20 protein-coding genes are annotated in these 19,029 nt (G+C 67.6%); 7 read left to right on the top strand and 13 right to left on the bottom strand.

Annotation, left to right across the window (positions count from 1 at the left end):
• Positions 1-75: 75 nt before the first annotated feature.
• Genes AC3AP7_RS11345 through AC3AP7_RS11330 form a run of 4 tightly spaced genes read right to left on the bottom strand, consistent with a single transcriptional unit; the run spans position 76 to position 2,331 of the window.
• A complete protein-coding gene (locus AC3AP7_RS11345) occupies positions 76-546 on the bottom strand; it encodes a hypothetical protein (protein ID WP_475762992.1) in 471 nt (156 codons plus the stop codon).
• Between the two features lie 20 nt (positions 547-566).
• The gene (locus AC3AP7_RS11340) at positions 567-1,298 is read right to left on the bottom strand and encodes a hypothetical protein (protein ID WP_475762993.1); all 732 of its coding nucleotides are present in this window, start codon (positions 1,296-1,298) and stop codon (positions 567-569) included.
• A 20-nt stretch (positions 1,299-1,318) separates the two neighbouring features.
• A complete protein-coding gene (locus AC3AP7_RS11335; RefSeq protein ID WP_475762995.1) occupies positions 1,319-2,125 on the bottom strand; it encodes an IS5 family transposase in 807 nt (268 codons plus the stop codon).
• A gap of 32 nt (positions 2,126-2,157) precedes the next feature.
• A complete protein-coding gene (locus AC3AP7_RS11330) occupies positions 2,158-2,331 on the bottom strand; it encodes a hypothetical protein (protein WP_475762997.1) in 174 nt (57 codons plus the stop codon).
• A gap of 629 nt (positions 2,332-2,960) precedes the next feature.
• On the opposite strand from AC3AP7_RS11330, the gene AC3AP7_RS11325 reads away from it, so the two are divergent.
• From AC3AP7_RS11325 to AC3AP7_RS11305, 5 genes are all read left to right on the top strand, one after another.
• Positions 2,961-4,019, top strand: coding sequence for an ABC transporter substrate-binding protein (locus AC3AP7_RS11325; RefSeq protein ID WP_475762999.1), 1,059 nt, complete (start codon positions 2,961-2,963; stop codon positions 4,017-4,019).
• 65 nt (positions 4,020-4,084) lie between these two features.
• Positions 4,085-4,906 carry an ATP-binding cassette domain-containing protein gene (locus tag AC3AP7_RS11320; protein WP_475763001.1) on the top strand — a complete coding sequence of 274 codons (822 nt, stop codon included), beginning with the start codon at positions 4,085-4,087 and terminating at the stop codon, positions 4,904-4,906.
• Positions 4,903-6,183, top strand: coding sequence for a sugar ABC transporter permease (locus tag AC3AP7_RS11315; protein ID WP_475763003.1), 1,281 nt, complete (start codon positions 4,903-4,905; stop codon positions 6,181-6,183). The genes AC3AP7_RS11320 and AC3AP7_RS11315 overlap by 4 nt, the downstream gene beginning before the upstream one ends.
• A gap of 25 nt (positions 6,184-6,208) precedes the next feature.
• Positions 6,209-6,937 (top strand): SDR family oxidoreductase, encoded by a 729-nt coding sequence (locus AC3AP7_RS11310; RefSeq protein WP_475763005.1) that lies wholly within the window; start codon positions 6,209-6,211, stop codon positions 6,935-6,937.
• 78 nt (positions 6,938-7,015) lie between these two features.
• Positions 7,016-8,650, top strand: coding sequence for an FGGY-family carbohydrate kinase (locus AC3AP7_RS11305; protein ID WP_475763007.1), 1,635 nt, complete (start codon positions 7,016-7,018; stop codon positions 8,648-8,650).
• A 152-nt stretch (positions 8,651-8,802) separates the two neighbouring features.
• Here the strand turns inward: AC3AP7_RS11305 and rng are convergent, their stop codons facing one another.
• The 9 genes from rng to upp form a co-directional block, all read right to left on the bottom strand.
• Complete coding sequence (gene rng / locus AC3AP7_RS11300) at positions 8,803-10,272, bottom strand: ribonuclease G (protein WP_475763009.1); 1,470 nt, start codon at positions 10,270-10,272, stop codon at positions 8,803-8,805.
• A gap of 9 nt (positions 10,273-10,281) precedes the next feature.
• Positions 10,282-10,911: a Maf family protein gene (locus tag AC3AP7_RS11295; RefSeq protein ID WP_475763011.1), complete on the bottom strand. Its 630-nt coding sequence runs from the start codon at positions 10,909-10,911 to the stop codon at positions 10,282-10,284.
• 256 nt (positions 10,912-11,167) lie between these two features.
• Complete coding sequence (rlmH, locus tag AC3AP7_RS11290; protein WP_475763013.1) at positions 11,168-11,638, bottom strand: 23S rRNA (pseudouridine(1915)-N(3))-methyltransferase RlmH; 471 nt, start codon at positions 11,636-11,638, stop codon at positions 11,168-11,170.
• Between the two features lie 43 nt (positions 11,639-11,681).
• Complete coding sequence (rsfS, locus tag AC3AP7_RS11285; RefSeq protein ID WP_475763015.1) at positions 11,682-12,134, bottom strand: ribosome silencing factor; 453 nt, start codon at positions 12,132-12,134, stop codon at positions 11,682-11,684.
• A gap of 4 nt (positions 12,135-12,138) precedes the next feature.
• Positions 12,139-12,858, bottom strand: a complete 720-nt coding sequence (locus AC3AP7_RS11280) for a nicotinate-nucleotide adenylyltransferase (protein WP_475767970.1) — start codon at positions 12,856-12,858, stop codon at positions 12,139-12,141.
• Between the two features lie 46 nt (positions 12,859-12,904).
• Entirely contained in the window at positions 12,905-13,828 is a 924-nt protein-coding gene (hemF, locus tag AC3AP7_RS11275; protein WP_475763017.1) for an oxygen-dependent coproporphyrinogen oxidase, read from the bottom strand.
• A 410-nt stretch (positions 13,829-14,238) separates the two neighbouring features.
• Positions 14,239-15,513 carry a phosphoribosylamine--glycine ligase gene (gene purD / locus AC3AP7_RS11270; RefSeq protein WP_475763019.1) on the bottom strand — a complete coding sequence of 425 codons (1,275 nt, stop codon included), beginning with the start codon at positions 15,511-15,513 and terminating at the stop codon, positions 14,239-14,241.
• A gap of 112 nt (positions 15,514-15,625) precedes the next feature.
• Positions 15,626-16,354 carry a YebC/PmpR family DNA-binding transcriptional regulator gene (locus AC3AP7_RS11265; protein WP_475763021.1) on the bottom strand — a complete coding sequence of 243 codons (729 nt, stop codon included), beginning with the start codon at positions 16,352-16,354 and terminating at the stop codon, positions 15,626-15,628.
• 379 nt (positions 16,355-16,733) lie between these two features.
• Positions 16,734-17,384: a uracil phosphoribosyltransferase gene (gene upp / locus AC3AP7_RS11260; RefSeq protein WP_475763023.1), complete on the bottom strand. Its 651-nt coding sequence runs from the start codon at positions 17,382-17,384 to the stop codon at positions 16,734-16,736.
• Positions 17,385-17,763: 379 nt separating this feature from the next.
• On the opposite strand from upp, the gene AC3AP7_RS11255 reads away from it, so the two are divergent.
• Positions 17,764-18,543, top strand: coding sequence for an SDR family oxidoreductase (locus AC3AP7_RS11255; protein ID WP_475763025.1), 780 nt, complete (start codon positions 17,764-17,766; stop codon positions 18,541-18,543).
• 92 nt (positions 18,544-18,635) lie between these two features.
• Entirely contained in the window at positions 18,636-19,025 is a 390-nt protein-coding gene (locus tag AC3AP7_RS11250) for a methylglyoxal synthase (RefSeq protein WP_475763027.1), read from the top strand.
• The last annotated feature ends 4 nt before the right edge of the window (positions 19,026-19,029 follow it).

Genomic DNA, 19,029 nt, shown 5'->3' with positions numbered 1-19,029 from the left:
TGCGTTTGCCGGGCGGCATATCGTTGCGCGCGCAATCTTTATGCGCCGGTTCATGACCTGATCGTTCGCGGAACGTCAAAGCTCGCCGCGCACGTAAGGGCGGACCGCGCACACCACGGCTTCGCGGCACGTCAGTTCGATATCGAGCCCGATGTTGGGCAGCAGATCGAACCGGATCACACCATCAGGCGCCCGGGACAGGGATAGGTCCATGATCCAGCTACCGTCGATCATCGCGTTGACGTCGATCTTCGCGCTCCGGATGTCGACGAGCCTCAGCCACACAGCGAAGTCGCGTCGCGCATCGTCACGCTCCGGACCATAGCGGTTGTGCAGGATCTCCAGTTCCAGATCGAGCTGCTCGTGCTCCGCATTCGCGGTGTCGGGTGCGGCCGGAGGCTGCTGCGACTCCGGATGTTGCCGTGCCCGCGTCATGCGGAAGGTTCGGACGAACGCGTCATGAAACGACGGATAGGTCCCGAATGTTTGCAGCAGCAGCGCGTTGTTTGTCGCAAGCTGCCAGCCGTTGTGATTGTCGGTATCCAACTTTTCCTCGCGAAAGCGGGTTATCTGCAGGGGATGGGCGACATTGGGAGATGATTGCTGTCCCTTATGCGCCCGCTAAAATTATGCCCGTGTGCGGCACCGTGACTTTCATGATATTGGGCGCAAAGGTTTCCCTGATCATCGAAATAGTCAACGTCCATGCCGTTCGGATTGATTCGAAAGCCACCTGGTTCATTGCCTGTCAGCCGCACCCCCCGCGCCGCAATCTCGAGGGCGTCGCCGCTAGCCACATTGTCGATGTATTCGAAAGGCTGATCTGCGGCGAGCGGTGTTAAAGAACTGGCGCCTGCCGGATTTTTCGCGTGGATGTCATCTAGATTCAGTCTGTTGAGATCGGGCGATGCAACGTGTTGTGCCATTTGCATGTCGACGCGCCGTTCAGATGCCTTTGGTATTCCGATGATGGCCTCTCTTGCTGCTGCGTTGCTCCGCCGCGTCCGATAAACACTGGCCAATTGCCACCTTAAGGCTGTGGCATTAGACAGATGCTGTGCGGCTTCATCAATGCTCCAATATCCGCTGTCAGGCCAAGTTGAGTCGTTGGTCCATTTCACCATTGACGCGGAGTGTGACGAGTCGAGTACGAACCATCTGCCATTGTCGAGTGCACGCCGCAGAAGATCTGCCCAGTTCCGGCGAATCTCTGCCGATGCTATGCGTCGCCAGTGGCGGTAATCAAGCACTTCGTCGATAAAACGCAGCATCGACTGGATGTGCACATTTTCCGTCACAAGATGCTCACTAGAGCGTGTTAGGCACTTTGGATAATGGGCACAGCATGGACGAGCATGAGCATGGCAAAGACGACAAAGTGCAGGCCCGCCAGGGTTTCAGGCAAGCGCTCATAGTCGCGTGCCAGCCGCCGGAAGCGGTTGAGCCATCCGAAGCTGCGCTCGACCACCCAGCGACGCGGCAGCAGCACGAAGCCCTTTTTCGCCTCGGGCAACTTGATGACCTGCAATTCCATACCTTCGTCACGTGCGGCCTGTGCCGCCGTGTCACCCGTATAGCCCTGGTCTGCAAAGGCGAGTTTCACTGTCTGGCCGGTGACGTGCTGAACCTGGCGCGCCAGCTCGCCCACCTGCGCACGCTCCTGCTCGTTGGCCGGCGTAATGTGTACCGCGAGCAGCAGGCCCAGGGTGTCGACGGCCATATGAACCTTGCTGCCCCGCTTGCGTTTGTGACCGTCATAGCCCGCGCGCGGACCGCTCTCACACGTGGACTGCAACGTGCGGTCATCCAGGATAACCGCACTGGGCTGGCCCTGCCGCTCCTGTGCCACGCGCAGCACCGAGCGCAAATCGTTGACCATCGCCTCGAAGCAACCCGCGTTAAGCCAGCGTTGCGTTTGCTGGTAGACCATCTCCCACGGCGGAAAATTAGTCGGCAGCATGCGCCACGACGCACCGGCGCGCGCCATCCAGCGCAGCGCGTTGAACATTTCGCGCAGTTCGTATCGGCGCTGCGGCGCGCCTTCGTTCATCAAGACCAGGTAGGGAGCGGCGAAGCTCCATTCCTCGTCCGAAACGTCCGTGGGATATGGCTTGCGTTCTGGCATTCCGCCAGGTTACCAGGTTTGACCGAAAGTACCTAACACGCTCTAGCACCAGACAAGAGCGCGTAGGCAAGATTGCCAACGAGCAGCCACGCGCGGTGGGCTGGCGCGACCCGCGGCGAATCCTCGGGGAGTAGGTCGTCGTAATGGGTCAGTTCGATGTAATGGCCCACGCTGTCGTAGCGGGCCTTGTCGCGCGGGTCGATCATCAGGGTTCTCAGGTAGCGATGAAATGGCTTCATTAGACGAGCGGCCAAGAACGATGCGATCTGCCACCGCTATAGATAATCGGATTTATCTGAAATAACTGCATCGCCCTTACTGACTGCGCGGGAGGCTGCTTCCGTTGGTCGCGCAGATCACAAGGGCATGGGCGATGCAGATCAAGCACCTATAAAGTGCTCGGCGCAGTATCCGGAGGCAGCTAGTCGATCCCGGCCACGCCTGCATACGGCCGATCGGTGCAAGCTTTCCCAACGACAGATACATTTGTCTCGCTCCCTCACGAATCCCCCCGCCCGCACTGCACAAAAATTGACGATTTGTGCGCTCAGGATTAACCCGAATGCAAAAAAGTATCGGTTCGCGGCTTGATTTTCAGTAGTGAAAGATCTGCAGTGGCGCTAATTTTCAGCTATGGCAGCGCGATGCGATGCGGCGCGCGTGGATTGCGCGATGCGCCTGTCCGACGCGGTTCGCCGGATGCTGATCCCCTGTTGTACCTGTATCTGCCCGTCTGTGTATCTGTAGCGACCCGTAGGCCCGCAGTATCCCGACTCATGTACCGGCTCGCCGCGAACCGCGCAGTGCCGGAATTTTCCAACAACGGAGACAACCGATGACCACACTTTCGACCCAACTGATCGGCGCCAGCGCACTGACGCTAAGCCTGCTGAGCAGCACGGCGGCGTTCGCCGCGCCCAGCGGCACGGTCGCCTTCCTGATGCCGGACGAGGCCTCGACGCGCTACGAGCAACACGACTACCCCGGCTTCAAGGCTGAAATGAGCAAGCTCTGCCCGGACTGCAAGGTGCTCTACCAGAACGCCAACGCAGACGTCGCGCAGCAGCAGCAACAGTTCAACTCGGCGATTGCGCAGGGGGCGAAGGTGATCGTGCTCGACCCGGTCGATTCGACCGCGGCCGCCTCGCTCGTTCACCTCGCGCAGAGCCAGGGCATCAAGGTGATTGCGTATGACCGGCCCGTGCCGTCGACGCCCGCCGATTACTACGTATCGTTCGACAACGAAGGCATCGGCAAGTCGATTGCCCAGTCGCTCGTGCAGCATCTGAAGGCGAGCGGCGTGCCGACCGGCAAGGGCGGCGTGCTCGAGGTGAACGGCTCGCCTACCGACGCGGCGGCGGGGCTGATCAGGAAGGGCATCCATGAGGGCCTCGCGGGCAGCGGCTACAAGACGCTCGCCGAGTACGACACGCCGGACTGGGCGCCGCCGAAGGCGCAGCAATGGGTGAGCGGCCAGATCACGCGCTTCGGCTCGCAGATCGTCGGCGTCGTGGCGGCCAACGACGGCACGGCCGGCGGCACGATCGCGGCTTTCAAGGCGGCCGGCGTCAATCCGGTACCGCCCGTCACCGGCAACGACGCGACGCTCGCCGGCCTGCAGCTGATCGTCTCCGGCGACCAGTACAACACGATCCTGAAGCCGAGCGAGATCGTCGCGGCGGCTGCGGCGAAGGTCGCGGTCGGCTTCCTGGAAGGCCACGCGCCGAAGGCCGGAACGATGCTCTACAAGACGCCGACGCAGCTGTTCAAGCCGCAGGTGATCACCGCGAAGAACCTGAAGGCCGAGGTGGTCGACAAGGGTTTCGTGAGCGCGAAGGACCTGTGCACCGGCCGCTATGCCGCGGGATGCGCGAAGCTCGGCATCGCGAACTGATCCGGCATGACGCGGGGCGCAGGCGGCTCGCCCGCCTGCGCCCCGATCTCGAGAGGGTGGTTTCCATGACTGACATTTCCACGACACGCCCGAAGCCCGGCAAGCTCGTGCTGAGCCTGCGCGGCGTCTCGAAGCATTTCGGCGCGGTCTCGGCGTTGACCGATATCGAACTCGACGTGCATGCGGGCGAAGTGGTCGCGCTGGTGGGCGACAACGGCGCCGGCAAATCGACGCTCGTGAAGGTGCTGGCGGGCGTGCATCAGCCGAGCGCCGGCACGATCACCTTCGACGGCCAGCCGGTGACGCTCGCGAATCCCGCTGCCGCGCTCGACCTCGGCATTGCGACCGTCTTCCAGGACCTCGCGCTGTGCGAGAACCTCGACGTCGTCGCCAACATTTTTCTCGGACGCGAGTTGAGTCCGCTGCGGCTCGACGAGGTGCAGATGGAAGTGCGCGCGTGGACGCTGCTGAACGAGTTGTCGGCCCGTATTCCGAGCGTGCGCGACGTCGTCGCGTCGCTGTCGGGCGGGCAGCGCCAGACGGTGGCGATCGCGCGCTCGCTGCTGCTCGACCCGAAGCTGATCATGCTCGACGAACCGACCGCCGCGCTCGGCGTCGCGCAGACCGCCGAAGTGCTGAACCTGATCGAGCGCGTGCGCGACCGCGGCCATGCGGTCATCATGATCAGCCACAACATGGAGGACGTGCGCGCGGTCGCGGACCGCATCGTCGTGCTCCGGCTCGGCCGCAACAATGGCGTGTTCTATCCGGACTCGTCGAATCAGGAACTGGTGGCTGCGATTACCGGCGCCACCGAGAATGCGGTGTCGCGCCGCGCAGGCCGTCGCCAGGCCGGGCAGGATGCCCGGACAAAGGAAGGATCATGAGCCATCGAACGCAACAGTCTGCCCCGTCCGACCCGCAGGGCGCGGCGCCTTCCACGCTGCTCGATCGCAGCGACGTGCGCGTGAAGCACGCGGCCGGGCTCGGCGATACCGTCTCGGCCTTCGTCGAGCGGGTCCGCTCGGGCGATCTCGGCTCGCTGCCGGTGGTCGTGGGCCTCGTCATCATCTGGACCGTGTTCGCGAGCCTGAATCCGGTGTTTCTGTCGGCCAACAATCTCGTCAACATGCTGTTCGACTGCTCGACGGTCGGCGTGATTTCGCTCGGCATCGTGTGCGTGCTGATGGTCGGGCAGATCGACCTGTCGGTCGGCTCGATGAGCGGCTTCGCATCGGCGCTGGTCGGCATGTTGTGGGTCAACGCGGGCTGGCCCGTGTGGCTCGCGATCCTCGTCGCGCTCGCGGTGGGTGCGGTGGTGGGCGCGCTCTATGCGCTGCTGCTGAACCGGCTCGGCATGCCGAGCTTCGTCTCGACGCTGGCCGGACTGCTCGCGATCCTCGGCCTGCAGCTCTACGTGCTCGGCGCGGCGGGCTCGATCAACCTGCCGTACGGGTCGACGATCGTCAATTTCGGACAACTGATGATCATCCCGGCGCCCGTTTCGCACCTCCTCGCGCTGCTGCCGGGTGCGGCGATCCTGTTCATCGGCTTGCGCACGCGCGCGCGCCGCCATGCGATGCGGCTCTCGGCGGCCTCGGTGGGCAGCCTCGTCGCGCGCAGCGTCGCGATCACGGTGCTGCTGGAGCTCGTAGTGGCCTATCTCGACCGCGGGCGCGGCGTGCCGCTGATGTTCGGCGTCTTTCTCGGGCTGTCGGTCGCGATGAACTATGCGCTCACGCGCACGCGCTGGGGCCGCTCGATGCACGCGGTCGGCGGGAACCACGAAGCGGCGCGGCGCGCCGGCATCAACGTCCGCGCGATCTATACGAGCGCGTTCGTGCTGTGCGCGGGCCTCGCCGCGCTCGGCGGCGTGCTGACGGCCGCGCGGCTCGCGTCGGCGAGCCAGCAGGCCGGCACCGGCGACGTGAACCTGAACGCCATCGCGGCGGCGGTGATCGGCGGCACCAGCCTGTTCGGCGGGCGCGGCAGCGCGTATTCGGCGGTGCTCGGCATCATCGTGATCCAGTCGATCGCGAGCGGCCTCACGTTGCTGAACCTGTCCTCGTCACTCCGTTTCATGATCACCGGCGCGGTGCTGGCCATTGCGGTGATCGTCGATTCGCTCGCCCGGCAGTCCCGTGTCACGCACGGTCGCGCCTGAGGCCAGCCATCCAGGAGAGCAGTCAATGTCTGAATCGTTGAAGGGAAAAGTGGCCGCGATTACCGGCGCGGCCTCGGGTATCGGTCTGGAGTGTGCGCGCGCGCTGGTGGCGCACGGCGCGAAGGTGGTGCTGATCGACCGCGCGCGGGAGCGGCTCGCCGCCTGCTGCGCGGCGCTCGGCCCGAACGCGCTCGCGCTCGAAGTGGACCTGCTGCAGCCGGCGCAGGTGTCCGCATTGCTGCCGAAGCTGCTCGATCTCGCGGGCGGCCTCGACATCTTTCATGCGAACGCGGGCGCATACGTCGGCGGCGAGGTGAGCGCGGGCGACCCCGACGAATGGGATCGCATGCTGAACCTGAACATCAACGCCGCGTTTCGCTCGGTGCATGCGGTGCTGCCGCACCTGGTCGCGCAGAAGTCCGGCGACATCGTCTTCACCAGCTCGATCGCGGGGATCGTTCCGGTGGTCTGGGAGCCGATCTATACCGCGTCGAAGTTCGCGGTGCAGGCGTTCGTGCACACGACGCGGCGCCAGCTCGCGAAGCACGGCGTGCGCGTCGGCGCGGTGGCGCCGGGCCCGGTCGTCACCGCGCTGCTCGACGACTGGCCGAAGGCGAAGATGGACGAGGCGCTCGCGTCCGGCAGCCTGATGCAGCCGCAGGAAGTGGCGGACGCGGTACTCTTCATGTTGACGCGGCCGCGCAACGTGACGATTCGCGACCTCGTGATTCTTCCGAACAGCGTCGATCTGTAATCGCACGACGCCGCACACCGGGCGCCGGCCCGGCGCGCGCCGGGCCGTTCGCGCCCTCCAACAGACAGGTCATCGGTCATGACAGCAGAACACGTTCACGCCGCTGCGCGCGGCGATACCCGCTATGTCGTCGGCGTCGACGTCGGCACGGGCAGCGCGCGCGCCGGCCTCTTCGATCTCGCCGGGCACATGGTGGCTTCGGCGAAGCACGACATCACGCTGTTTCATGCGAGCGGCTCCATCGTCGAGCAGTCGAGCGGCGAGATCTGGCGCGCCGTCTGCGATGCGGTGAAGGCGGCGCTCGCGCAGGCGGCCGTGTCGCCCGCGCAGATCGCCGGCATCGGCTTCGATGCGACGTGTTCGCTGGTGGTGCTCGGCGCGGGCGGGCAACCGCTGCCGGTCGGTCCGTCGGGCGACCCCGGACGCGACATCATCGTGTGGATGGATCACCGCGCCGTCGAACAGGCCGAGCGGATCAACGCGACCGGCCATCCGGTGCTGAAGTATGTCGGCGGGCGGATTTCGCCCGAGATGGAGACGCCGAAGCTGCTATGGCTGCGGGAGAACCGGCCGGAGGTGTTTGCCGCGGCGTGGCAATTCTTCGACCTGACGGACTTCCTCACGTGGCGCGCAACCGGCGACCTCGCGCGCTCGACCTGCACGGTCACCTGCAAGTGGACCTATCTTGCGCACGAGCGGCGCTGGGACGACAGCTATTTCCGGCGCGTCGGACTCGACGTGCTGGCGGACGAAGGCTTCGCGCGCATCGGCGAGCGCGTGGTCGATCCGGGCACGCCGCTCGGCAACGGGCTGACCGAGCAGGCGGCCGCGGAGCTTGGCCTGCCTGCCGGCACGCCGGTCGCGACGGGCGTCATCGACGCGCATGCCGGCGGGATCGGTACGGTCGGCGCGGAGGGCGAGCCCGAGGCGTGTCTTGCGTATGTGTTCGGCACGTCGTCGTGCACGATGACGACGACCCGCGAGCCGGTGTTCGTGCCGGGCGTCTGGGGCCCGTATTTCTCGGCGATGGTGCCGGATGCGTGGCTCAACGAGGGCGGGCAGTCGGTGGCGGGGGCGGCGATCGAGCGGCTGCTCGCGCTGCACCCGGCGACGCTGGACGCACAACGGCGCGCGCAAGAGGCCGGCGAAGCGCTGCCCGCGCTGCTGGCCGGTCTCGCGCAGCAACAGGCGGCGAGCCTGTCGGACGCGGTGACGCTCGCGCGCGGGCTGCACGTGGTCCCGGAGTTTCTGGGCAATCGTGCGCCGTTCGCGGATCCGCATGCGCGCGCGGTGATCGCGGGTCTCGGGATGGAGAGCGATCTCGACAGCCTGGTGGCGTTGTACGTCGCGGGCATTTGCAGCATCGGCTATGGCTTGCGCCAGATCATCGAGACGCAGGCGCGCGCGGGTGCGCCGATCGCACGTGTGATGATCAGCGGCGGCGCGGGGCGCCTGGATCTGGTGCGCCAGTTGCTTGCGGATGCAACGGGCAAGCCGGTGCTCGCGACGCGCGCGGAGGAGCCGGTGCTGCTCGGCGCGGCGATGCTCGGCAGCGTGGCCGGCGGCCAGTTCGACAGCGTGCGCGCGGCGATGGGCGGCATGTCGCAGATCAGCAAGACGTATGCGCCCGCAGACGGTGCGATTGCCGCGCTGCATGACGCGCGCTTCAGTGCGTTCGAGCAGTTGCAGCAGGTGGCGAGGGCGATTCGCTAGAGGGGGCGGCCGATCGCCATGAAGGGCGCGCCGGGCGCCGGTGAAGTTCGTCGCACCGCTTGCCGTGATCGCGTGGAGGCGCTTCGTCCGTCCGCGTTCCGTTCGTTGAGCGTTCCCGGGCACGCCGTGCGTTCGCGCACGCCGGCGTGAGCCTACATCAGCACGATGTCGTACTGCTCCTGGCTCAGATTCGACTCCACCTGCAGCGACACCGGCTTGCCGATGAAGTCGATCAGCATCGCAAGGTGCTGCGACTCCTCTTCGAGGAACAGGTCGATCACCTGCTGCGACGCTACCACGCGGAATTCGCGCGGATTGAACTGGCGCGATTCGCGCAGGATTTCGCGCAGCACGTCGTAGCAGACCGTGCGCGCGGTTTTCACCTCGCCCTTGCCGTGGCACACCGGGCATGGCTCGCACAGCACGTGCGCGAGCGATTCGCGGGTGCGCTTGCGGGTCATCTCGACCAGTCCGAGCTGCGAGAAACCGTTGACGGTCACGCGGGTGCGGTCGCGCGCGAGCGCCTTCTTCAGTTCGCCGAGCACCTGGTCGCGATGCTCGGCATTCTCCATGTCGATGAAGTCGATGATGATCACGCCGCCCAGGTTGCGCAGCCGCAGCTGCCGCGCGATCGTGTGCGCCGCTTCGAGGTTGGTCTTGAAGATCGTGTCGTCGAAGTTGCGTGCGCCGACATAGCCGCCGGTGTTCACGTCGATCGTCGTCATCGCTTCGGTCTGGTCGATCACCAGATAGCCGCCGGACTTCAGGTCGACGCGCCGCGACAGCGCCCGCTGGATTTCCGTCTCCACGTTATAGAGGTCGAACAGCGGCCGCTCGCCGGTGTAGTGATGCAGTTTCGACGACACCGCCGGCGTGAATTCGGCGGCGAACTCCGAGAGCTTCTGGAACGTCTCGCGCGAATCCACCTGGATGCGCGACGTTTCGTCGTTGACGAAGTCGCGCAGCACGCGCTGCGCGAGGCTCAGGTCCTGGTAGAGCAGGCTCGTCGGCGGCATGCGCTGGGCCTGCGCGAGGATCGTCGCCCACGTCTTGCGCAGATACGCGACGTCGCTCGCGAGTTCCTCGCTGGTCGAATCCTCGGCGATCGTGCGCACGATATAGCCGCCTTTTTCGTCCGTCGGCAGCACCGCCGTGAGGCGCGCGCGGATCGCTTCGCGTTCGGCCTCGCTTTCGATCTTCTGCGAAATCCCGATATGCGGTTCCTGCGGCAGGTACACGAGCGTGCGTCCCGCGATGCTCACCTGGGTGGACAGCCGCGCGCCCTTCGTGCCGATCGGGTCCTTGACGACCTGCACCATCAGCGTCTGCCCTTCGAAGACGATCTTCTCGATCGGCTGATGATGCGCCGGCTGCGGGCTTTCGCCGCCGGGGCGCGGATGCCAGATGTCGGCGACGTGCAGGAACGCCGCGCGTTCGAGGCCGATATCGATGAATGCCGACTGCATGCCCGGCAGCACCCGTACCACCTTGCCGAGATAAACGTTGCCGACGCGCCCGCGCGACAGCGTGCGCTCGACGTGAAGCTCCTGGACGGCGCCTTGCTGGATCAGCGCGACACGCGTTTCCTGCGGCGTCACGTTGATCAGGATTTCTTCATTCATGGTCTTGTTCTAGAAGTCGACGTGCGCTGCGTGCAGCAGCGCGGCCGTTTCGAATAATGGCAAACCCATGATACCCGAATAGGACCCTTCGATACGCTCGACAAACGCCGCCGCGCGTCCCTGGATGCCGTATGCGCCCGCCTTGCCGAACGGTTCGCCGCTGGCGACATAGCGTTCGAGCGCCGCTGCCTGCACCGCAGCAAAACGCACCCGTGAGACCGACAGCGCGGTCGGCAGCAGCGCGCCCTGCGCATCGATCACGGCGACCGCGGTCAGCACCTCGTGCTCGCGTCCGGCGAGGCGCGCGAGCATCGCGCGCGCGTCGCGCGCGTCGGCCGGCTTGCCGAGAATCGCGTCGTCGATGGTGACGGTCGTATCGGCCACGAGAATCGGCGCGGGCGCATGCTGGCCCGCGAGGAGCCGGTCGCGCGCGGCATTCGCCTTGGCGGCGCATACGCGCAGCACGTAGTCGCGCGCGGGCTCGCCGGGCCGCTCCGCTTCGAGCGCTTCGGCATCCTCGTCGGGGCGCGGCAGCAGCGGCGCGTAGCGCACGCCGAGCTGCTGCAGCAGTTCCTGACGGCGCGGGCTTTGCGAGGCAAGGTAGACGAACGGGAAACGGACGGTGGTCGACGCGGACATGACGGAACAATCCTGGTTGACGGGTGGGGAGCGGTCGCCGATGAGGGCGGCAGGGGGCTGGCGCACGACGCATGCGTCGCGGGCCGAGCAGGATGCGCCACGCGCGGCAGGCGCGAACAGACGGAAGGCGCGACACACACGCAAATCACACGAAGCGCACGAAGCAGACGAAACGCACGACACACGCAACCGGCCAGACCGTACGACGCGCCCGCCACGCGCAGCACGCGTAGCCGCCGCCCCCGCGCCCCCGCGCTCACGCGCGATGATACGGGTGATTCTGCGTGATGGTCCACGCCCGGTAGAGCTGTTCCGCGAGCAGCACACGCACCATCGCGTGCGGCAGCGTGAGGCTCGACAGGCGCAGCAGCAGATCGGCGCGCGCCTTCAGTTCGGGGGCGAGGCCATCCGCGCCGCCGATCAGGAACGCGACGTCGCGGCCGTCCTGTTGCCAGCCGGGCAGCGCGGCGGCGAGCTGCATCGTGGTCCAGTCCTTGCCGCGCTCGTCGAGCGCGACGATGCGCGCCTGCTTCGGTAGCGCCGCCTCGATGCGCACCCGTTCGGCGGCCATCACGCTTTCGGCGGACCGCCCGGACGAGCGCTGTTCGGGCTTCAGTTCGCGCAACTCGATGCGCAGCTCGGCCGGCATGCGTTTCGTGTACTCGTCGAAGCCGGTGGCGATCCAGTCCGGCATCCGGTGCCCGACCGCGACGATGTGCAGTTTCATCGCCGGTTCCGGCTGCGCGGCGGGCAGTGCGTCACGGCCGCGCTCAACGGCGGCGCGCGGGGCTCTTGCGCGCGGGGCGGGCGGGCTCGTCCTCGTCGTCTTCCGCGTCGTCGAGCGGGGCGAGCGCGCGGGCGGCGCCGAACGGGCCCGGGTTCGCGAGCTTCACGCGCACCGGCTTGTCGCCCCAGATTTCCTCGAGGTTGTAGTACTGGCGCAGGGCGGGCTGCATGATGTGCACGACCGCGTCGCCGCAATCGACCAGCACCCACTCGCCGACGTCCTCGCCTTCCACGCTGACGATCTCGCCGCCGCCTTCCTTCACCTTCTCGCGCACGCTCGACGCGAGCGCGCGGGTCTGGCGGTTCGACGTACCGCTCGCGACGATCACGCGGTCGAACAGTCCGGTCAGATGGCTGGTGTTGAACACCTTGATGTCCTGCGCCTTGACGTCTTCGAGTGCGTCGACGATCGCGCGTTGCAGTTTGCGAATATCCATAGGGTTAGCGGTGATACAGGTGATGTTGAACAATATAGTCCCACACGGCGGCGGGAACGTGGCTGGCGGCGGCGCGCGCGTCGCCGCCCGCGCGCTGCGCGAGGCTCTCGCGCAGCCGGGCGCGGATTTCGGTGGCCGACACGTCGAAGGCGAGCGTGGCGTCGATCAGCAGATGGCCGTGCGACGTGGCTTGCAGCACGTCGGCGCGCGCGCGGCGCGCGGCGATTTCGGCGGCGAGCGCCGGCGGGATCGCCGCGAGGTCGAAACCGGGGCGCGTCGATGCGCACAGATGCGCGTAGTCGAAAATGCGCCGCCAGTCGCGCCACGTGTCGAGCCGTACCAACTGGTCCGCGCCGACCAGCATGGCGAGCGACGTGTCCGGGCCTTCGCGCGCGCGCCAGCGCTGCAGCGTCTCGACCGTGTAGGTCGGGCCTTCGTGCTCGATCTCGTCGGTCGCGACGCTGACCGTCACGCCCGGCAGCACGAGCGAGGCGGCGGCCGCGCGGGTCATCGCGAGGCGGTCGGCCGCGGGCGAGACGTCCGGCTTTTGCCACGGCTGGCCGGCCGGCAGCAGCACCAGTTCGGTGAGCTGCAGGACGTCGGCGAAGCGGCGCGCAAGCGCGAGGTGGCCGTCGTGGATCGGATCGAACGTGCCGCCGAGCAGGCCGATCCGGCGCGGCAGGGCAACGGGGTGAGTGGCGGGCTTCAGGTGCGGGTCCTTTATCGTGACGGTGCGGGCTGCGGCGGCGGGATGGTCGGCGGCGGCGCCGTCACACCCACTCGCGCGGCACGAGGAAATCGCGGGCGAGGCGCGCCTCCGGCGTGCCGGGCGCCGGCTGCCAGTTGTAGCGCCAGTTCACGACCGGCGGCATCGACAGCAGGATCGACTCGGTGCGTCCGCCGCTTTGCAGTCCGAACAGCGTGCCGCGGTCGAACACGAGATTGAACTCGACGTAGCGGCCGCGCCGGTACGCCTGGAAGTCGCGCTCGGCCTCGCCGTACGGCGTGTCGCGGCGCCGCTCGACGATCGGCAGATACGCGTGGAGGAAGGCATCCCCGACGCTTTGGACCATGGCGAACGATCCGGCAAAGCCGAGCTCGGCGAAGTCGTCGAAGAAAATGCCGCCGATGCCGCGCGCCTCGTTGCGGTGCTTCAGGAAGAAGTATTCGTCGCACCAGCGCTTGAAGCGCGGATAGAGCGCGTCGCCGTGCGGCGCGAGCGCGTCGCGGCAGACGCGGTGAAAATGCTGCGCGTCGTCCTCGAAACCGTAGTAGGGCGTCAGGTCCATGCCGCCGCCGAACCAGTACACCGGCGCTTCGCCGGCGCGGGTCGCGCTCAGCAGCCGCACGTTCATGTGCACGGTCGGACAGTACGGGTTGCGCGGGTGCAGCACCAGCGACACGCCCATCGCCTCGAAGCCGCGACCCGCGAGCTGCGGCCGCGCGGCGCTCGCGGAACCGGGCAGCGCGTCGCCGGCGACGTCCGAGAAACCGATGCCGGCGCGCTCGAAGAAGCGGCCGCCTTCGAGGATCCGCGTGCAGCCGCCGCCGCGCAGCGCCTCGCCGGGCGCGCGCTGCCATGCATCGGTGCCGAACGGCGTGCCGTCGAAGGCGCCGAGCGCATCGGCGATGCGCGTCTGCAGGGCCTGCATCCAGCTGCGGACAGTCTGTACGTCGTAGGTCGAATCCGTCATCGGTCGAGGTGCTCCGGTGCGGCACAGCGGGTGCCGCGGGGGTATGCGTCAAAAGTGCCCGGCAGGGCAGCGCCGGGCCAGCGGCCGCTGGCGCGATGGGCGTGTGGCGGACCGCTCGGGCCGCACGCGGCGCCCGGCGGTCTGCCGTGCGACGGGCGCAGCCGCTACCGCCCCGAATACGGTGAGTAGTGTAGCGCTACCCGGTTCGCTTGCCGCCGCGCGCATCGCGCGCGGGGGCGGCCCGCTCGCGATTGGGGGGCGGCCGGCGCGACCGGGGGCGCCGGCTCGACCTGTCCGACAGGCCAAGGCGATTCCGCGCGCCGGACACGCCTGCGGATGGACCAGGCGCACCCCGGCACACCCCGGGCACACCCCGGCAGGCGGACGCGCCGCCGGCCGATGCCGCCGCGCTAGTGCTTCCGGCCGATCGCGCGATATCCGATGTCGCGCCGATACTGCATCCCGTCGAACGCGATATGGTTGATTGCCTCGTATGCGACACCCTGCGCGCTGCGCACCGAATCCGCCAGTCCCACGACGCACAGCACGCGGCCGCCCGACGTGGTCAGCTTGCCGTCCGCGAGCGTGGTGCCGGCGTGGAACGTGACCGCGTCGGCGGTTTCGGCCGGAATGCCGCTGATCAGGTCGCCCTTGCGCGGGCTGTCCGGATAGTTGTGCGCGGCAAGCACGACGCCGAGCGCGGTGCGGCGATCCCACTCGAGTTCGACCGTATCGAGCGTGCCGGCGATCGCCTGCTCGACGACCCTCGGGAAGTCGCCCTTCAGGCGCGCCATGATCGGCTGCGTTTCCGGGTCGCCCATGCGGCAGTTGAATTCGAGCGTCTTCGGGTTGCCTTGCGCGTCGATCATCAGGCCGGCGTACAGGAAGCCGGTGTAGCGGATGCCTTCTTTTTCCATGCCGCGCACGGTCGGCAGGATGATCTCGCGCATCACGCGCGCGTGCAGCTGCGGCGTGACGATCGGCGCGGGCGAGTAGGCTCCCATGCCGCCGGTGTTCGGTCCCTGGTCGGCGTCGAGCAGCCGCTTGTGGTCCTGGCTCGACGCGAGCGCGAGCACATGCTTGCCGTCGACCATCACGATGAAGCTCGCTTCCTCGCCGGCGAGGAATTCCTCGATCACGACGCGGGCGCCGGCGTCGCCGAGGCGGTTGTCGGACAGCATCATGTCCACGGCCGCGTGCGCTTCGTCGAGCGTCTGCGCGACCACCACGCCCTTGCCGGCGGCGAGGCCGTCGGCCTTGATCACGATCGGCGCGCCGTGCGCGTCGAGATACGCGTGCGCGGCGGCGGCGTCGGCGAAGGTTTCGTACTCCGCGGTCGGAATACTGTGGCGCTTCATGAAGGCTTTCGCGAAGTCCTTCGAGCTTTCGAGCTGCGCGGCTTCCTTCGTCGGCCCGAAAATCTTCAGGCCGCGCGCACGGAACAGATTGACGATGCCCGCGGCGAGCGGCCCTTCCGGCCCGACGAGCGTGAACGCCACCTGTTCCTGCTCGGCGAAATCGGCGAGCGCGGCCGGGTCGCTGAGCGCGACGTTCTGCAGGCGCTCGTCCTGCGCCGTGCCGCCATTGCCGGGCGCGACATAGACGCGCTGCACCCGCGGCGACTGCGCGAGCTTCCAGGCCAGCGCGTGTTCACGACCGCCGGAGCCGACGACGAGTAACTTCATGTGATTCCCCGAAGACTAAAAAACCGTAACCGTCCGGCGCTGCGGCGCCGGCCGTGATCCTCCCGCCCGCGCGGCCGCGCCCGGGCGCCGTGCCGCACGCCGCCGCGCCCGCTCATTCGTCGGCGATCGACGCGTTCGTATAGACTTCCTGCACGTCGTCGAGGTTTTCGAGCGCATCGAGCAGCTTCTGCATTTTCGCCGCGTCGTCGCCGGTGAATTCGACCTCCGTCTGGGGCTTCATCGTCACCTCGGCGAGTTCCGCCTTGAAGCCGGCGGCTTCGAGCGCCGACTTCACCTTCGGGAAATCGTTCGGCGGGCACAGCACTTCGATGCTGCCGTCGTCGTTCGTCACGACGTCGTCGGCGCCGGCTTCGAGCGCGGCTTCCATCAGCTTGTCCTCGGGCGTGCCCGGCGCGAACAGGAACTGGCCGACGTGATCGAACATGAACGACACCGAGCCGTCGGTGCCCATGTTGCCGCCGAACTTCGAGAACGCGTGGCGCACTTCGGCGACCGTGCGGGTGCGGTTGTCCGTCATCGTGTCGACGATGATCGCCGCGCCGCCGATGCCATAGCCTTCGTAGCGGATTTCCTCGTAGGTCGCACCGTCGACGCCGCCCACGCCGCGCTGGATCGCGCGGTTGATGTTGTCCTTCGGCATGTTGGCGTCGTACGCCTTGTCGACGGCGAGCCGCAGGCGCGGGTTCGAATCGATCTCGCCGCCGCCGAGACGCGCGGCCACCTGGATTTCCTTGATGAGCCGCGTCCAGACCTTGCCCTTTTTGGCATCGGCCGCGGCCTTCTTATGCTTGATGTTGGCCCATTTCGAATGACCCGCCATACTTTTCTCCATCGCGCGCGCCAGCCGGGCGCACGCACAGTGCATTTGTCGTTGCGATGTCGGGCGCCTGCGATCGCGCGCCTCGATGCCAGAGCGGTCCCAGCTTGAAAGATTGCCCGGCGAACGTGGCCGCGCGCGGCGCGGCGGGGGGCGGCACAGACCGGCCTGCGGCCTGCTGGCGCGGCCGTTCTGCGCGGCGCCTCGCAGGGGGCGCGCGGCCGGGCCGCCGTGCTGGCGCAGTGCCGGGTTAGTGCCAGGTTAGTGCCGGGTGATCGTGCAAGTTGAGCCGCTCGATAAGCGGAGCGCAATTTTACCATGCCGCCGGCCGGGGACCGCGTGCGGCGGCGGCGTGCGCGGCCGGTTTTTCGTCCGGGCCCCGCTAGTTCTTCGTGCCGAACAGCCGGTCGCCGGCGTCGCCGAGGCCGGGCACGATATACGCGTGCTCGTTCAGATGCGAGTCGAGCGACGCGACATAGAGCTTCACGTCCGGATGGGCGTCCTGGAACACCTGCACGCCCTCGGGGGCGGCCACCAGCGCGAGGAACAGGATGCTGTCGCCGGCCACGCCGCGCTTTTTCAGCACGTCGACCGCGTGCACCGCCGAGTAGCCGGTCGCGACCATCGGATCGCACAGGATGAAGATGCGATCGTCGAGATCGGGCAGCCGCACCAGATATTCGACCGGACGGTGGTCCTCGGCGCGGTAGACGCCGATATGGCCGACCCGCGCCGACGGAATCAGCTCGAGCAGCCCGTCGGACATGCCGACGCCCGCGCGCAGCACCGGCACGATCGCGAGCTTCTTGCCGGCGATCACCGGCGCGTCGATCTCGATGAGCGGGGTGGCGACGCGGCGCGTCGTCATCGGCAGGTTGCGGGTGATCTCGTAGCCCATCAGCAGCGTGATTTCGCGCAGCAGGTCGCGAAAGGTGCGCGTCGACGTGTCGCGGTCGCGCATGTGGGACAGCTTGTGCTGGATCAGCGGGTGATCGAGGATGAAAAGATTCGGAAAACGGCTGTCCTGGGTCATGGCGGCAAGGGCGCGGGCGGCAAGCCAGCGGCAAAAAGGGCGACGGCGGGGCGCGTCGGGACGGGCAGCGCGCCGCCGGGGACGCGCGGCCCCGGCGGGCGCGCCGCGCCACACGGCTAACAGTTTAGCGAAATTGCCGGTGCGCGCCGACCGCGCCGTGCGTAGCGGGTGCAGCGGGTACAGCGGGTGCAACACGCAAAACAGGCAAAACAGGCAAAACAGGCAAAACAGGCAAAACAGGCAAAACGTCCGCAACAGGCATGCGGCGCCGGCCGCGGGCGCGCCGGCAGTCGGGCCCCGATTCTTCTAGAATCCGGGGAGGCGCCGCGCGCAGCCCGGCTGCAGCGGCGAAACGCTCAACGCACGGAGGAAGCGCGACATGGATATGGGAATCGCGGGCCGCACCGCGCTGGTATGCGCGGCGAGCAAGGGGCTCGGACGCGGCTGCGCCGAGGCGCTCGCCGCCGAGGGCGTGAATCTGGTGATCGTCGCGCGCACCGCCGCCACGCTCGACGCGACGGCCGCCGCGATTCGCGCGGCGAGCGGCGTCGACGTGACGGCCGTGGCCTGCGACATCACGACGCCCGAGGGGCGCGCGGCCGCGCTCGCGGCGTGTCCGCAGCCGGACATCCTCGTGAACAACGCGGGCGGGCCGCCGCCGGGCGATTTTCGCGCGTTCACGTACGACGACTGGATCCGCGCGCTCGAAGCCAACATGCTGACGCCGATCGAGCTGATGCGCGCGACGATCGACGGCATGCGCGCGCGCGGCTTCGGGCGCATCGTCAACATCACGAGTTCGTCGGTGAAGGCGCCGATCGACGTGCTCGGGCTGTCCAACGGCGCGCGCTCGGGGTTGACCGGCTTCGTCGCCGGCGTCGCGCGCAAGGTCGCGCGCGACGGCGTCACGATCAACAACCTGCTGCCCGGCATCTTCGACACCGACCGGATCGCTACCACCATCGAGGCGCAGGCGAAGGCGCACAATATCAGCGTCGAGGACGCGCGCCGGCAGCGCATGGCGACGATCCCGGCGGGCCGCTTCGGCAACCGCGACGAGTTCGGCCGTGCGTGTGCGTTCCTGTGCAGCGTGCACGCGGGCTATATCACCGGACAAAACTGGCTGCTCGACGGCGGGGCCTATCCGGGGACGTTCTGAGCCGGTACAGTCGCACGGGCCGCGCCGGCGCGCACCGCCGGCCGCGCGCACGAGGGTAGGGATCAATGACGACATTTCAGGAGAGCGACTTCATGAGCACCCGCATTGCACTGATCGCGCACGATCACAAGAAGGACGACATCGTCCGCCTTGCCGGCGAGTATGCCGACACGCTCAGGCAGTGCGCGCTCGTCGCGACCGGCACGACCGGCGCGCGCATCAGCGACGCGCACGGGCTCACCGTCGAGCGGATGCTGTCGGGGCCGCACGGCGGCGACCTGCAGATCGGCGCGCAACTGGCGCAGGGCAACGTCGACATGGTGATCTTCCTGCGCGACCCGATGACGCCGCAGCCGCACGAGCCCGACATCAACGCGCTCGTGCGCGCATGCGACGTGCACAACGTGCCGTGCGCGACGAACATCTCGACCGCGCGGATGATTCTCGACGTGCTGACGGCGCGGCTCGCCGGGCAGATGTAACGCG

This window comes from Paraburkholderia sp. PAMB 6770 (assembly GCF_057748135.1).
This window is presented reverse-complemented; position numbering and strand designations above follow the sequence as displayed.